The sequence below is a fragment of the Mesorhizobium sp. ES1-4 genome (assembly GCF_020164745.1).
GTDB lineage: Bacteria > Pseudomonadota > Alphaproteobacteria > Rhizobiales > Rhizobiaceae > Mesorhizobium.
Map to the genome: position 1 here is coordinate 691,974 of NZ_JAIUGV010000001.1, position 14,183 is coordinate 706,156.

The 14,183-nt window shown below is 61.9% G+C and carries 14 protein-coding genes, 2 tRNA genes and 1 pseudogene; 7 read left to right on the forward strand and 10 right to left on the reverse strand.

Annotated elements, in window-relative coordinates; all coding sequences use genetic code 11:
- Positions 1 to 15 precede the first annotated feature (15 nt).
- The 4 genes from LB556_RS03500 to LB556_RS03515 form a co-directional block, all read right to left on the reverse strand.
- Positions 16 to 852, reverse strand: coding sequence for a PopZ family protein (locus LB556_RS03500; RefSeq protein ID WP_224563670.1), 837 nt, complete (start codon positions 850 to 852; stop codon positions 16 to 18).
- A 247-nt stretch (positions 853 to 1,099) separates the two neighbouring features.
- Entirely contained in the window at positions 1,100 to 2,485 is a 1,386-nt protein-coding gene (locus LB556_RS03505) for a TolC family outer membrane protein (RefSeq protein WP_224563672.1), read from the reverse strand.
- A gap of 182 nt (positions 2,486 to 2,667) precedes the next feature.
- Positions 2,668 to 3,336: a protein-L-isoaspartate O-methyltransferase family protein gene (locus LB556_RS03510; protein ID WP_224563689.1), complete on the reverse strand. Its 669-nt coding sequence runs from the start codon at positions 3,334 to 3,336 to the stop codon at positions 2,668 to 2,670.
- 91 nt (positions 3,337 to 3,427) lie between these two features.
- Positions 3,428 to 3,501, reverse strand: a tRNA-Cys gene (locus LB556_RS03515).
- 220 nt (positions 3,502 to 3,721) lie between these two features.
- Here LB556_RS03515 and LB556_RS03520 point away from each other — a divergent pair.
- Positions 3,722 to 3,967: a hypothetical protein gene (locus LB556_RS03520; protein ID WP_224563692.1), complete on the forward strand. Its 246-nt coding sequence runs from the start codon at positions 3,722 to 3,724 to the stop codon at positions 3,965 to 3,967.
- 47 nt (positions 3,968 to 4,014) lie between these two features.
- Here LB556_RS03520 and LB556_RS03525 read toward each other — a convergent pair whose 3' ends face one another.
- Positions 4,015 to 4,275, reverse strand: a complete 261-nt coding sequence (locus LB556_RS03525) for a hypothetical protein (protein WP_224563695.1) — start codon at positions 4,273 to 4,275, stop codon at positions 4,015 to 4,017.
- Between the two features lie 221 nt (positions 4,276 to 4,496).
- Here LB556_RS03525 and LB556_RS03530 point away from each other — a divergent pair.
- A tRNA-Asn gene (locus tag LB556_RS03530) sits at positions 4,497 to 4,571 on the forward strand.
- Between the two features lie 149 nt (positions 4,572 to 4,720).
- Here LB556_RS03530 and LB556_RS03535 read toward each other — a convergent pair.
- A complete protein-coding gene (locus LB556_RS03535) occupies positions 4,721 to 4,954 on the reverse strand; it encodes a hypothetical protein (RefSeq protein ID WP_224563698.1) in 234 nt (77 codons plus the stop codon).
- A 191-nt stretch (positions 4,955 to 5,145) separates the two neighbouring features.
- Here LB556_RS03535 and LB556_RS03540 point away from each other — a divergent pair, with 191 nt between their 5' ends.
- From LB556_RS03540 to LB556_RS03550, 3 genes are all read left to right on the forward strand, one after another.
- Entirely contained in the window at positions 5,146 to 5,577 is a 432-nt protein-coding gene (locus tag LB556_RS03540; protein WP_224563701.1) for a cupin domain-containing protein, read from the forward strand.
- A 174-nt stretch (positions 5,578 to 5,751) separates the two neighbouring features.
- Positions 5,752 to 6,510, forward strand: a complete 759-nt coding sequence (locus tag LB556_RS03545; protein WP_224563704.1) for a copper homeostasis protein CutC — start codon at positions 5,752 to 5,754, stop codon at positions 6,508 to 6,510.
- Positions 6,507 to 6,995: a GNAT family N-acetyltransferase gene (locus tag LB556_RS03550; protein WP_224563706.1), complete on the forward strand. Its 489-nt coding sequence runs from the start codon at positions 6,507 to 6,509 to the stop codon at positions 6,993 to 6,995. The genes LB556_RS03545 and LB556_RS03550 overlap by 4 nt, the downstream gene beginning before the upstream one ends.
- Positions 6,996 to 7,195: 200 nt before the next feature.
- On the opposite strand, the gene LB556_RS03555 is transcribed toward LB556_RS03550, so the two are convergent.
- On the reverse strand, positions 7,196 to 8,575 hold the full coding sequence (locus LB556_RS03555) for an OFA family MFS transporter (RefSeq protein ID WP_224563709.1): 1,380 nt from the start codon (positions 8,573 to 8,575) through the stop codon (positions 7,196 to 7,198).
- A 585-nt stretch (positions 8,576 to 9,160) separates the two neighbouring features.
- On the opposite strand from LB556_RS03555, the pseudogene LB556_RS31990 reads away from it, so the two are divergent.
- Together LB556_RS31990 and LB556_RS03565 are read left to right on the forward strand one after the other, a co-directional pair.
- Positions 9,161 to 9,595: pseudogene (locus tag LB556_RS31990) on the forward strand (acyltransferase family protein); the annotation flags it as partial.
- A 112-nt stretch (positions 9,596 to 9,707) separates the two neighbouring features.
- On the forward strand, positions 9,708 to 10,286 hold the full coding sequence (locus LB556_RS03565; RefSeq protein WP_411908562.1) for an acyltransferase family protein: 579 nt from the start codon (positions 9,708 to 9,710) through the stop codon (positions 10,284 to 10,286).
- Between the two features lie 64 nt (positions 10,287 to 10,350).
- On the opposite strand, the gene LB556_RS03570 is transcribed toward LB556_RS03565, so the two are convergent.
- The 3 genes from LB556_RS03570 to LB556_RS03580 all read right to left on the reverse strand — a co-directional run bounded on the left by LB556_RS03570 (position 10,351) and on the right by LB556_RS03580 (position 14,115).
- Positions 10,351 to 11,148: an FAD binding domain-containing protein gene (locus LB556_RS03570; protein ID WP_224563717.1), complete on the reverse strand. Its 798-nt coding sequence runs from the start codon at positions 11,146 to 11,148 to the stop codon at positions 10,351 to 10,353.
- 21 nt (positions 11,149 to 11,169) lie between these two features.
- On the reverse strand, positions 11,170 to 13,521 hold the full coding sequence (locus LB556_RS03575; protein ID WP_224563720.1) for a xanthine dehydrogenase family protein molybdopterin-binding subunit: 2,352 nt from the start codon (positions 13,519 to 13,521) through the stop codon (positions 11,170 to 11,172).
- Between the two features lie 93 nt (positions 13,522 to 13,614).
- Positions 13,615 to 14,115, reverse strand: a complete 501-nt coding sequence (locus tag LB556_RS03580) for a (2Fe-2S)-binding protein (protein WP_224563723.1) — start codon at positions 14,113 to 14,115, stop codon at positions 13,615 to 13,617.
- Positions 14,116 to 14,183: the final 68 nt, after the last annotated feature.

Here is a 14,183-nt window from a genome sequence, read left to right on the forward strand (position 1 = left end):
AATGCAAGGCCTGGACTATTGCGCCCCGCGTGCCACGCGCTCGATCTCTTCGCGCACCAGCCTTTCGACCAGAGTCGGCAGATTGTTGTCCAGCCAATCCTGCAGCATCGGCCGCAGCATTTCCTCGGCCATCTCGTCGAACGTCTTCTTGCTGCGGCTTGCAAAGGCGTCGGACAGTTCGCCGAAGGCGGCTGCGACCTGCCGCCCTGTGTGTTCGGAAAGAATCGCGGGACGTATCGCTTGCGCCTCGTTTGCCGCCGCGCGCGTCCGAGCCGTGCCCGTTGGCACATCGTTTGACGAAGGCCGCTCGATCGCCGGCTCCGCCGCCGTTTCGCCCACCGATACCTCTGGCTGCGCCACCGGCTTGCGGATTCTCCGGTCCGGCATCGCTTCGGCTTGCTCGCCAACCGTGGCGATCTCGCGCCGCCAATCGGCGGCGATGGCTTCCCTCGCATGCTCCGCGGGGGCGGCTGGCGTGTCGCGGCTGGCAGCAGGCACCGGCTCGGCGGCAACCCGGGCGCCAACCTCGGCCAGCGTCGTGGGCGCCCTGCCCGGGGCCGGATCGGCACGCGGCGGCACTTCCGTGCGCGCGGTCGCCGGCTGTGAGCCCGGCGCCTGGACTTCGGCGATCGCGGCCGGTTTCCTGACCTCGGGGACGGCATGCAGCTCGGCGCGGAATGCGTCGATGTCCGCTGCCGGAACGGCACTCGGCGCAGGCTCCAGGTCCTGCTGCAACTCATCGGCCTCGCCGGGCTGCTTGCGACCGTTGTCGCTGTCTTCGATGATCCTCCTGATGGAAGCCAGTATCTCTTCCATCGAAGGTTCGCGCTGCGCGCTGCTTGCCGTTGCCATCGTCACATCCGCCGCCCTTGTGACCCGTTGCAGGTTTCCGCTCCGGCAAAAGCCGGATTCGAATCATGGCGACAGCGTAACCGACGGATCGCCGCGCGAGAATCCCCAATCTGGGGACATGTGGGATTTCAACAGATTAGAGTGATTCCGCCAAACCCGTGGGCCCCGTCAGCAATCAACCCGACGACAACACGGTCCGGCGCTTTCGGCCGAACCGCACAGGCGGAAATGCCGTTCGAACGGTGGCCTAGCGGCCATCCGGCGTGCGCAGGCCGATCCACTTGTCCTTGACGGCGTTGTAGTGCTCTTCAGGCCTGTACTTCGTCACCTGCAGCGCAAGCCGGTCGACCGACAGGCGGCCCACCGCGGAAAGGATCGCATAACTTGCCACGACGACGTCGTGTTCGGAGTTGGCCTGGTTGATCTTGGCGGTGATGACGGCGGCTTGCGCATTGAGCACATCGAGCGTCGTGCGCTGGCCGACATTGCGTTCCTCGATCACGCCGTTCAGCGCCAACTGCGCCGCGTCGATCACCTGCCTGTTGGCGGATACACTTTGCTGCGCGGCGGTGTATTGCGACCATGCCGTGGCGACAGCCTGGCGCACCTGGTCGCGGCTGACGTCGACCTGGATACGCGCTTGCCCGAGCGATTCCTTGCTCTGCCGCACCAGTGCGGAGGTGCGTCCGCCCGAATAAATCGGAACGGTCAACGTCGCACCGATGTTCGCCGAGGTCGAATTGCCGTTGGTGCCCGAGAAGTTGGGAATTGCGTTGCGATAGTTCTCCGAAATGCCGGCCGAGGCGGATAACTTCGGTAGCAGCGCGCCCTCGGACGATTTCACCGAGAACGCCGCGGCGTCGACCAGATGCTGAGTGGCAAGGATGGCCGGATGTTCGGCCGAGCCGATGGCGATCGCCGCATCGAGGCTCGACGGCAGTAACCTGCTCAGTGGCGAAGCGGGCTTGAGCTTGCCAGGCTCGTCACCAACGACCTGGTGATAGGTCGCCGCACTGGCCAGGGCCTGCGCGCGGGCCGCGCTCAGCGATGCCACCGCGGAAGCGCGCGAGGCATCGGCCTGCGCGACGTCGGTACGCGTGCCTTCGCCAACCTCGAAGCGCGAGCGCGCGGCGCGCGCCTGCTCGGTCAGGAACTGCAGGTTCTGCTCGGTCAGCACCGCGATCTGCCGGTCGCGAATCACGTCCATGTAGGCCGTGGCCGCGCTGAACAGCGTGTTCTCCTCGGTGTTGCGCAGGCTTTCCACCGACGCTTTGACCTGGGACTCGGCGGCCGCGACATTGTTCCTCGTCTGGAAGCCATCGAACAAGGTCTGGTCGATCTGGATGCCGTAACTGCCGCTCGTCAGCTTCGAATTGCCGCCGCCATTTGCCTGACGCGTGTTCGTATAGTCGATGTTTGCCGATCCGGTAACCGTCGGGCGCCAGCCCGACTTGGCAATGGCAACGCCCTCGTCGGTGACGCGCACGCCGGCACGCGATGCATTCAGCGTGGAATTGTATTGATAGGCCTTTGCCAGCGCGCCGGTGATGGTTTCAGCCGAAGCAGCCAGCGGGGATAGCGCGGTCGCCGAAACAAGGACGGCGGTGAAAAGTGATTTGCGTACTGACGGCACGGTATATCCCTCATTCGTTTTCCATGGGAACCGCGCCGCGCCGGCTTCTCCTTCCGGAGCAGCCGGCGTGGCGTGTTTCAGGTTCCCTGCTGCCTAGCCCAAAGTGCCCCCAGTCTGGGATCAGCAACGATCATTCGAACGCAAGCGACCATGACAAAGCCTTTGCTGCAAGGCAAAATCATTCAGAATTCGAAAGCATGCTCACGTTCGAAACCGGGTAGTGGCTTAATTGCCGCATTAAATGCCCTTCTCCCGGTTACAACCCCCCCGGCCTTGAAAAAAAGGCGCGCCACGCCCGAATTGCCCTGGCCCTCGACAGCCACCAGGCGGCCGCCTTCGGCGAGTTGGTCGAGCAGCGACGCCGGCACTTTGCCGACACTGCCGCCGATGAAAATGACATCGTAAGGCGCCTTCGCCGCATGGCCTTGCGCCAGCGCGCCCTGAACCACGGTCACATTGCCGCAGCCCAGGCTGGACAGGATCGACGCAGCGGTTTGCGCCAATGCCGAATCGCTTTCGAGCGCCACGACCGACCTTGCCAGCCGCGACAGGATCGCCGAGGCGTAGCCGGTGCCGCAGCCGACATCGAGCACCGAATCGGTCGCGTTGATCTCGGCCAGTTGCATCAGCTTGGCCAGCGGCGAAGCTTCCATCAGGTAGCGCGGGCCATCAGCGCTGTCGGCGATACGGATGTCCTCGTCGATATAGGCGAGATCGCGCTGGCGGTCGCCGACGAAAACCTCGCGCGGCACGGAAAGCATCGCGTCGAGCAGCGGTGCGCTGGTCACGTCGGTGGTACGGACCTGACCATCGACCATCTTGACGCGAAGTTCGGAGAAATCAGCGCTCATGTCCCAACCAATCCGCTTGCCGCGTCACGATCGCGGTTCATTTCGACCGGAACTTCAGGCTCCGGCGCTGATGCGCGGGAGCCCGGGGCATTGGAGGCCTCGCCCGGAATCGAACCGGGGTGCAAGGATTTGCAGTCCTCTGCGTAACCACTCCGCCACGAGGCCTCATTGCTCCCGGCGTTCCACCCGGTTCCAATAGGTTGCGGCGAAAATGCCGTCAAGCGGCCACTATGCATTCGGCGCTCTTTCCTCTGTGCCGGCTCGGGCACCCGCTTTGGATCGCCGTCACAGTCGCTCATTCATATTAGCAATTCGTTAAGCATGACGGATGATCGACCGAAACCCCGCGCACCGGCTTGCGTTGAGAAACAGGGAGGACCGCGCCATGCCCCTGCCAAAGCCGAAGGACGAAACGCACGAAACGGAAAGCGTGCCGCTTCTGGGGTGCGAGGAATTGGTGCGCTACGCCATTGAGTGCCTGAGAATTGAAGGCAGGCTTTCGCCGCGTGACCGCGCGCGTCTGGCGTCGGCTTCCGCGGTGCTGAAGGAGATCAGCGAGGATTTGAAGGCAGGCGCACAACCGGATTCGGAGGAATCCGGCGCCGGCACGCAGAGACAGCACCGCGATTGATTGTCAGCGAAGGCCGCTGCCGTGCGAGATGCATCGGCGAAGGCCGCTCAATCCGGCCGGCGCCGCCGCTCCCACCAGACGACCAGGCGGCGCCGGTGGCGGCGCACCATGGCAAATTCGTAGGAGAGCACCAGCAATCCGAGCGGCACCATCCAGAAGCCGAGGATCGGCAAGAATCCGAGAATGCCGCCAATGGTCAGCAGCACGCCAATCGTGATTCTGAGGCCACGCGACTGCGGCATGGTGAACTCGCGCCCGAAAACCGAGAGCTTTCGTGCGGGGATCCGGTTTTCGTCCGCTGCCGTCATCGCGAATAGCTGCCTGTTTGAGGGCTCGGTACCGTCTATTTGCGAAAGCTGCGGCTGCCCTTTCGGTTCCGCGCCCGTCGCCAAGACGGCTAATATGAGGGTGGGCAAGGCCGATTGCGAGAAACCGCCGCGCGAAAAAGTCTCGGAAAAATGCGAAATGCTTCTTTGCAAAGCCGAAACGGGTTTGCTATAGGCTGCGCCACTTGCTGAAGAGCCTCCGTTCCCCGGTAGCTCAGTGGTAGAGCAACCGGCTGTTAACCGGTTGGTCGCTGGTTCGAATCCGGCCCGGGGAGCCAAATCTTTCAAAATTTCATATTGGTCGGGATTCCGTCTTCGCTTCGGCCGAGACGTGCGTCAGCGTGATTTCTGACTTGGTGCCGGCTGCGGCGGGTCAAGCGGGCGCCATTCAGGCAAGCTGACCAGGAATCTCCCATGCAATCCGGGTTCAGAACCCGAACTGCTCCCTGCGCAAGGCGTCTTCATATTCTTTCTTCGAGGCCAGTACCTTGCCGCGCACTTCATCCTCCTTGAAGTGAGCCGCTTCCCATTTGTCGATTTCGGCCACCGAATGATTGCCGGAGGCAAGCTCCTCTTCTTCCCGGATCGCCGCTATCCATTCCTCCACGGCCGCCTTGTAGGCGTTCTGGAGTTGATCGAGATCTGACGTATCGACTGCCATGACACTCTCCGTCGTTGATGCCACTTTGTAGGTCAGGTCGATGAATGCACAAAGACAGCCGGGATGCCGTCATCGTCGCGTGCCTCTTCGGATGAACGGGCATCCGACCCTGGCTCGCAATCGCCGACGGTCTCGCCGGCAGGCTTGCGCGTGCGAAGTCTCCGGAGCAATGCTGCGGGCGTGGAGGAATCATGCGGAAAATTCTCGTAGCGGCATTGCTGGCTTCGGCTGCGCTGTATGCGAATTGTGCCTTGGCGCTGGACAGCGGCGGCACGCCGGTCGTCGTTACCCCGCTGGCGTCGCGAACCACCACCGCTTCCGGCCAGCCGATCACGCTGCCGCGGAAGAACGTTCAGGTGCTGGTTTCGACCTACGACATCGCGCCTGGCGCGACCTTGCCGGTCCATCGTCACCCCTTTCCGCGCTATGCCTATGTCGAGGCCGGAACGCTGAAGGTCACCAATGTCGAGACCGGCAACAGCAACACCTACAAGACGGGCGATTTCATTATCGAAATGATCGGGCAGTGGCATCAGGCCACAAACATTGGCGATGGCTCGGTCAAGCTTCTGGTGATCGACCAGGTCGAGGAAGGCGCGAAAAACACCGAATTGCGCCAGTAGCCGCCAAGGTTATCCGCGAAGGCTGGAAGGCCGGCCGCCTTCCCGCGTGGTATCTTACAGGATAGCCAAGCAGGGAAATGTCGCCTGGCCCAAAGGGCGCGTAGCGTTCACGCTTCCGCACCAGACGCCCGGGTGCTAAGGGCTTGCGCGACATCATGGATTGGATCGCCCCCCTTGACCACGAAAATTCGCCCGCCGCTGATCGAAATCTGTGTCGAGGGCATTGATGGCCTGCTCGCCGCGCAGGCTGCCGGCGCCGACCGGGTTGAACTCTGCGCCAGCCTTGTGGAGGGCGGCATCACGCCGAGCCTCGGCACGGTGCGTGCCGCGCTCGACCAGGCGTCCGTGCCGTTTCACGTCATGGTGCGGCCGCGCGGCGGCGATTTTCTCTATAGCGAAACCGAATACCGCTCGATGCTGGCCGACGTCGCGGCGCTCAGCGATCTCGGTGTGCCCGGCGTGGTGTTCGGCTGCCTGAACGCCGACGGCACCATCGACGAGAAGCGCATGAGTGAACTGACGCAGGCCGCCGGCGCCTTGAAGGTCACCTGCCACCGCGCCTTCGACATGACGCGCGATCCGGCCGAGGCGCTGGAAGCGCTGATCCGCTGCAAGGTCGGCCGCGTGCTGACCAGCGGCCAGCGCGACACCGCCATCGAAGGCCTGCCGTTGCTGGAAGAACTGGTGAGACAGGCCGGCGGGCGCATCGTAATCCTTGGCTGCGGCGGGCTCGATCTCGGCAACATCGCCGAGGTGCGCGCAAAGACCGGCCTGGCCGAGATGCACTTCGCCGCCCTCAAGGACGTGCCGAGCGCCATGCGCTACCGCAATCCGAAGGTCGGCATGGGCGGCTCCGATCTCGACCGCGAATACACCAACACACTGACCGATACACCGCTGGTGGCGGCGACGATCGCGGCGGCCAAGGCATGACCTCCCCCATGGAGCGCATAGCGCGGGACGACGAAGCGGCCATACTGGCGCTGAACAACGAGCACGCCGCCGAATTGTCGTGGCTCGAAGCCGAACGGCTGTCCTTCCTGCTCGGCGAGTCCTTCTATGCGCGCCGCATCGGCGATCTCGATGCCTTCATCATGACCTTCGACCAGGATGCGAACTACGACAGCCCGAACTTCGTGTGGTTCCGCGAGCGCTACGAACGCTTCGTCTATGTCGACCGCGTTGTCGTGGCCGCGCACGCAAGAGGCCGCGGCCATGCTCGCCGGCTCTATCAGGACCTGTTCGACCATGCGCAGAGCGCAGGCCACACGCTGGTCACCTGCGAGGTCAACAGCGACCCGCCGAACCCGGCTTCCGACGCCTTCCACGCCGCCCTTGGCTTCAGCGAAGTCGGCGACGCGGTGATCCATGGCGGCAAGAAAGCGGTGCGCTATTACGTCAGGCAGATCGCCGCCTGACGACGCAACTATTGGAACAGCGCCGCGGCACTCATCAAGGTCATCCAGAAACCCCACACCAGCGGGATGCCGACCAGTAGCCAGACCAGCGTCAGCTTGATCGAATTGCTGTTGTCTTGCGGCATGATCGTTCTCCTTAGAGCAATCTCAGGAAAAGTGCGTAGCGGTTTTCCGTCCGGAATTGCGTGAAAACAAAGAGTCTAGGCGGCCACCGGCTCGGTCTTCATGTGGAAGCGCGCATCGACCGGCCGCATCATCAGGTTGAGCACGAAGCCGACCACGAGGAGCGCAGCCATGATGTACATGGTGACGGTATAGGCATCGGCCTTGGCCACCCCGCTGTCGATCTGATACTGCCGGATATAGTTGACCAGCACCGGGCCGAGCACGCCCGCCACTGACCATGCCGTCAACAGCCGGCCGTGGATGGCGCCGACGTAGCGCACGCCGAAGACATCGCGCAGATAGGCGGGGACGGTGGCGAAGCCGCCGCCATACATGCTCAGGATCACGCCGTAGAACAGCACGAACAGGAAGACGCTGCCGGACTGACCGGTCCAGGGCACCGCCGCGTAGAGAACGACGCCCAGCGCGAAGAAGATCGCATAGGTCATCTTGCGGCCGATAAAGTCGCTGGTCGATGCCCAAAAGAAGCGGCCGAGCATGTTGAAGATCGACAGCAGGCCGACGAAGCCGGCGGCCGCAGCGGCCGAAATGCGGCCCGGAAACATCTCCTGGCTCATGGCCGAGGCCTGGCCGAGGACCCCAATGCCCGCTGTCACGTTCAGGCAAAGCACCCCCCACAGCAGCCAGAACTGCGGTGTCTTCAGTGCGTCGTCGAGGTGGACATTGGCTGATGTCACCATGGTGTTTTGTGTCGCCGGGGGCGTCCAGCCGGCGGGCCGCCAGCCTTCCGGCGGCACCCTGACTATCACTGCGCCAATCATCATGAAGACGAAATAGACGATGCCGAGCACGACGAAGGTTTCGGCGACGCCGATATGTTCAGGCGTCGAAAACAGCTTCATCAGGTAGACCGAAAGCGGCGAGGCGATGAAGGCGCCGCCGCCGAAACCCATGATGGCCATGCCGGTCGCCATTCCAGGCCGGTCGGGAAACCAGGTGATCAGCGTCTTGACCGGCGAGATGTAGCCAAGTCCGAGTCCAATGCCGCCCAGCACCCCATAGCCGAGATAGATGATCCACAACTGATGCAGGTGGACGCCAAGAGCCGAGACAATGAAGCCGCCGCCAAAGCAGCAGGCCGCCGCCACCATGGCCTTGCGCGGTCCGACGCGGTCCAGCCAGCCGCCGCCAAACGCAGCGGCTATGCCGAGGAAGAGAATCGCGATCGAGAAAATCCAGCCGAGCCCGGTCAGCTTCCAGTCGTCGGGTGCCGATTGCGTAATGCCGATCAGTTTCGACATCGGCAGGTTGAAGACGCTGAACGCATAGGCCTGACCGATGCAAAGGTGGATGCAGAGCGCCGCGGGCGGCACCATCCATCTGCTGAAGCCGGGCTCTGCAACGGTGTGCGAGCGATCAAGCCAACCGCCCGCTTCTTCTCCAGTCGTGACCATTCCATCCTCCCAGATTTGTTCTCGAACGATCTCCCCAGACGCGTCCCATGAACAAACTAGCAAGCCGACTGTGTGTGGCAACAAGGAATGGCTGGCCGTGCGTAAGACCAAGGTATAAGGCGACCAGACCATACGCAAAAGCGCGCCGCCAAGCCTTCATCATGTCCGCTCAACGAGCAGGCGAAGCTCAACAGCTATTCAGCACTGTCTGGCAGGGACGATCGCGACATTCACCAATTACGGTTGAGCCATCCGCGGGCCGGCCGCTCGATAAATGGCACCGCGAGAAGGTAGTGGAACGGTGTCGGCACCGAGCCCATGAACAGGAAAAACGCACCGACAGTCGCCGCAACGGCGACATAAGGGCTGTCAACAGGGTCGGCAGTTTGCCGAGCGCAGGCCACACGCAGGACTCGACGCAATGTGTCGAAAATAAAGAAATCGTTTATTGTGCAGCGCAACAAAGCCTACTAGGCTGCAAGGCGTTGACACAGAAGCGGTGCTGGTATGCGGACCATCGGTGATGTGCTAGACCGAAACAAAGGCATCGGGCCGGGCTTTGATTTTTTGCGGATCGCGCTTGCCATGTCCGTGCTGTTCGCCCATTCGTTTCTGATTGCCGAAGGCGAGCGATTTCAATACAGCACAGCACCTTTGGCGTTGATGCACGCAAGCATCATTCCGATGTTCTTTGCCCTGAGCGGATTTCTCATAACGGGCAGCGCAATGCGACTCCGTTTAAAAGACTTCATCCTAAACAGAGGCATGAGAATAGTTCCGGCTTTGGCCATGGATATATTTTTCGCCGCCATCGTGATAGGACCGATCTTTACCACACTCAGCCTAAAAGAGTATTTTTCAAATTACGAATTTGCATCTTACTTTGCCAATATCCTCGGGTTGATCCATTACGTTCTGCCTGGCGTTTTCGAAAACAACCCATTCCCCAATACGGTAAACGGGTCGCTGTGGACGGTCCCGTTTGAGATTGGATGCTATGTGCTCATGGCGCTGGTCATCGTCACCGGCCTGCTGAAGCACCCGCGAATTCTTTTGTGCGCCGCACTCGTTTTCGCCCTGTTCGTCTTCATCTCTCGCCTACGAATGGGTTCCCTTTGGTGGCGAAGGTCGGATATTCACGGCCACGAACCATTTCCTCAAGAGCGACGGCAGAGCCCTCTACGTCTACTTTTTCGCGGGCATTCTGCTGTATCTGTTCCGCGACAAAATACCCTTCCATCCCGCAATTTTCGGCGCTGCGATCCTGTTGTATTTCTTGGCGGCGTTTGATGTATTTGCTGCTTTGCCGCAAATGCCGGTGAAGCTTCTGCTAATTCCGGTTGTCGCCTATGCAACGGTCTACATTGGCCTATCGCCGATCCCCCGCATTCCAATCTATGATCGAGGCGACTACTCCTACGGCATCTATCTCTACGGCTACCCATTTCAACAGGCTTTGGTAAGCCTGTTCCCAAGGCTGACATCGCCATGGCTGCATTTTGGCATCTCCTTGGTCCTTGTGACAGGAGTGGCGATGCTCTCGTGGCACTTCATTGAGAAGCCCACTCTTGGATTGCGCAAAAAATACAGCTTCACCGCCCGCAAGGGTGATGCCAGGGAGGAACTCCCGACGATTGCGGCACCATCCACATCTGGCAAAAAGGAAGAAGTCCCTATGAGTGCTCTCCCGACAACCGGGAATGTCGGATAAAACATGCATCTTCGCGCAGAAAGAGGCAGCTAACACCCTTCCTTTTGATAGAAATCGACGACCGTCAGGCGTTGGCTGCCGCCACCGCGCGTTTTGCCATGACCGCAATCAGATTGGCGCGGTAGTCGGCGGAGGCGTGCATGTCGCTCATCAGGTTCTTCGCCGGCACTTTCACACCTTCGAGCGAGGCGGCATCGAAGCTCTTGGCAAGTGCCGCCTCGATCTCCTTGGAGCGGAAGACGCCGTCGTCGCCGGCGCCAGTCACGGCAACGCTGACGCCGTCTTTGCCCTTGGCCACGAACACGCCGACGATCGCGTAGCGCGACGCCGGATTTCGGAATTTTTCATAAGCGGCCTTTGCCGGCGCGGTGAAGGAGACCGCCGTGATGATCTCACCATCCTTCAATGCGGTTTCGAACAGCCCCTTGAAGAACTTGTCGGCTGATATTTCGCGCTTGTTGGTGATGATGGTGGCGCCCAGCGCCAGCAGCGCCGCCGGATAGTCCGCCGCCGGATCGTTGTTGGCGATCGAACCGCCGATGGTGCCCTTGTGACGTACCGCCGGATCACCGATCAGCGACGCCAGATGGGCAAGCGCCGGGCAGGCCTTGCGCAGCTTCTCGTCATTGGCGACGTCGAAATGCGTGGCGGCGGCGCCGATCGTGACCGCCTTGCCTGACACCTTGACGCCCTGCAACTCCTTGATGCGTGACAGGTCGACGAGGTCGGAAGGGGCCGCCAGCCGCGTCTTCATGGCGGGAATCAAGGTCATGCCGCCGGAGAGCAGCTTGGCGTCGCCGCTCTTCGCGAGTTTTGCGGCTTCGGTAACCGAAGCGGCACGGTGATAGTTGACTGCGTACATGGGAGCCTCCCTCCTGAACGTTCAGTGCTTCGTCGCGGCGCGGATCGCGGCCCACACGGTGGACGGTGTGGCCGGCATGGCGATATCGGCAATGCCGATGGCGTCGGTGATGGCATTGATCACCGCCGGCGGCGAGCCGATGGCACCGGCCTCGCCGCAGCCCTTGATACCCAGCGGGTTGCTCGGGCATGGCGTGTTCGACGTCGAGACCTTGAACGATGGCAGGTCACCGGCACGCGGCATGGTGTAATCCATGTAGCTCGCCGTCAGCAGTTGCCCGCTGGCGTCGTAGTGAGCGCCCTCCAGCAGCGCCTGGCCGACGCCCTGGGCGATGCCGCCATGCACCTGGCCCTCGACGATCATCGGATTGATGATGTTGCCGAAATCGTCGGCGGCCACGAACTGGACGATCTCGGTCGTTCCGGTTTCCGGATCGATCTCGACCTCGCAGATGTAACAGCCGGCCGGGAAGGTGAAGTTCGCCGGATCGTAGAACGCCGTTTCCTTCAGTCCCGGCTCCATGCCGGCCGGCAGATTGTGCGCGGTATAGGCGGCCAAAGCCACCTGGAACCAGGGCACATTCTTGTCGGTGCCAGCGACCTTCAGCGCGCCGTTCTCGATGACGATGTCCCCTTCGTCGGCTTCGAGCAGGTGCGCGGCGATCTTCTTGGCCTTGGCCTCGACCTTGTCGAGCGCCTTGGCGATCGCCGACATGCCGACCGCGCCGGAGCGCGAGCCGTACGTGCCCATGCCCATCTGCACCTTGTCGGTGTCGCCGTGGACGATCGACACCGAATCGATCGGCACCCCGAAACGCTGGTTGACCAGTTGCGCGAACGTCGTCTCGTGCCCCTGGCCGTGGCTGTGCGAGCCCGTCAGCACCTCGATGGTTCCGACGGCATTGACCCTCACCTCCGCCGATTCCCACAGACCGACGCCGGCGCCGAGCGAGCCGACCGCAGCTGATGGCGCGATGCCGCAAGCCTCGATGTAGCAGCTCATGCCAATGCCGCGCAGCTTACCCATCCTCGCCGCATCCGCCTTGCGCTTGGCAAAGCCGGCATAGTCGGCGGTTTGCATGGCCGCGTCGAGCGACGCTGCATAGTCGCCGGCGTCATAGTTCATGATCACCGGTGTCTGGTGCGGAAACGAGGTGATGAAGTTCTTGCGCCGCAGTTCGGCCGGGGAGACGCCGAGCTCGCGTGCCGCGGCTTCCATGGTGCGTTCCAGAAGATAGGTGGCTTCCGGCCGCCCTGCTCCGCGATAGGCGTCGACGGGTGCCGTGTTGGTGTAGACCGTGCGCACATTGGCGTGGATGGTGGGAATGTCATACTGGCCCGACAGCAGCGTCGCGTAGAGATAGGTCGGCACGCAGGACGAGAACAGCGACATGTAGGCGCCGAGATTGGCGATCGTGTCGACCTTCAAACCGGTAATCCTGTTGTCCTTGTCGAAAGCCATTTCCACCGTCGAGACGTGGTCGCGGCCATGCGCGTCGGTGAGGAAGCTTTCGGTGCGATCGGCGACCCATTTGACCGGCACGCCGGTCTTTTTCGATGCCCATAGGCAGACGATCTCTTCGGGATAAATGTAGATCTTGGAGCCGAAGCCGCCGCCGACGTCCGGCGCGATGACGCGCAGCTTGTTTTCGGGCGCGACATTGTAGAAGGCGCTCATCACCAGCCGCGCGACATGCGGGTTCTGCGATGTCGTCCAGCAGGTGTAATGATCCTCCGCCTTGTCGTAGTGGCCAAGCGCGGCGCGCGGCTCCATGGCGTTCGGCACCAGCCGGTTGTTGACGATTTTCATGCGGGTGACGTGCGCAGCCGCCTTGATGGCGGCGTCGGTCGCATTGGCATCGCCGATCTCCCAGTCGAAGATCAGATTATTCTCGGCCTCGGCATGGATCTGCGGCGCGCCGTTTTCGAGCGCCTTCGTGGCATCGACGACCGCCTTCAGTTCCTTGTAGGTGATTTCGACCGCCTCGGCCGCGTCGCGTGCCTGGCCCTTGGTTTCCGCCACCACCACCACGACCGCATCGCCGACATAACGGACCTTGTCGACGGCCAGAGGCGACCATGCGCCCATCTTCATGGGCGTGCCATCCTTGGAATGGATCATCCAGCCACAGATGAGGTTGCCGATGCCGTCGGCCTTGAGCTCCTTGCCGGTCAGCACGCCGATGACGCCCGGCATGCCCTGGGCCTTTTTCACATCGATCTTCTTGATCTGCGCATGGGCGTGCGGGCTGCGCACGAAGGCAGCATGCTTCATGCCGGGAACCACCATGTCGTCGACATAGCGGCCGGCGCCGGTGATGAACCTTTTGTCTTCCTTGCGCGCGACCCGAGCGCCAACACCTTCAATGCCCATCAGAATTCCTCCGGAATTTAGGGAATAGGTGGTAGCAAACAGTCAGTAGGAAAATTGCTCCTGATCCCTACCGTCCATTGCGTACCGCCTTGTTCATGCCACTTGTTTTGCCTTGCCCTTGACACTCTTCGACATCGTTTTCGACGCGGCGAGGATGGCCTTCACGATGTTGTGGTAGCCTGTGCAGCGGCAGATGTTGCCTTCGAGTTCTGCCCGCACGGTGGCCTCGTCGAGACCTTCGGGATGGCGGTTGATCATGTCGGTCGCGGCCATGATCATGCCTGGCGTGCAAAAGCCGCATTGCAGGCCGTGATGTTCCTTGAACGCCGCCTGGACGGGATGGAGGTCGGCGCCGCCGGCGAGACCCTCGATGGTAACCACGGTCGATCCGGATGCCTGGACCGCGAGCATCGTGCAGGACTTGACCGCCTTGCCGTCGACATGGACCACGCAGGCGCCGCATTGCGAGGTGTCGCAACCGACATGCGTTCCAGTGAGGCCGAGATTTTCACGCAAGAAGTGAACAAGAAGCGTTCGATCCTCGGCGGCGGCGACGACACGCCTGCCGTTCACCATCAACGAAACGTCTGACATGGTCCCCTCCCTGGGTATCAACCTTGGTCATCAGGCTGAAGACTGGCTCTTTGCACTTCGGCCATGCG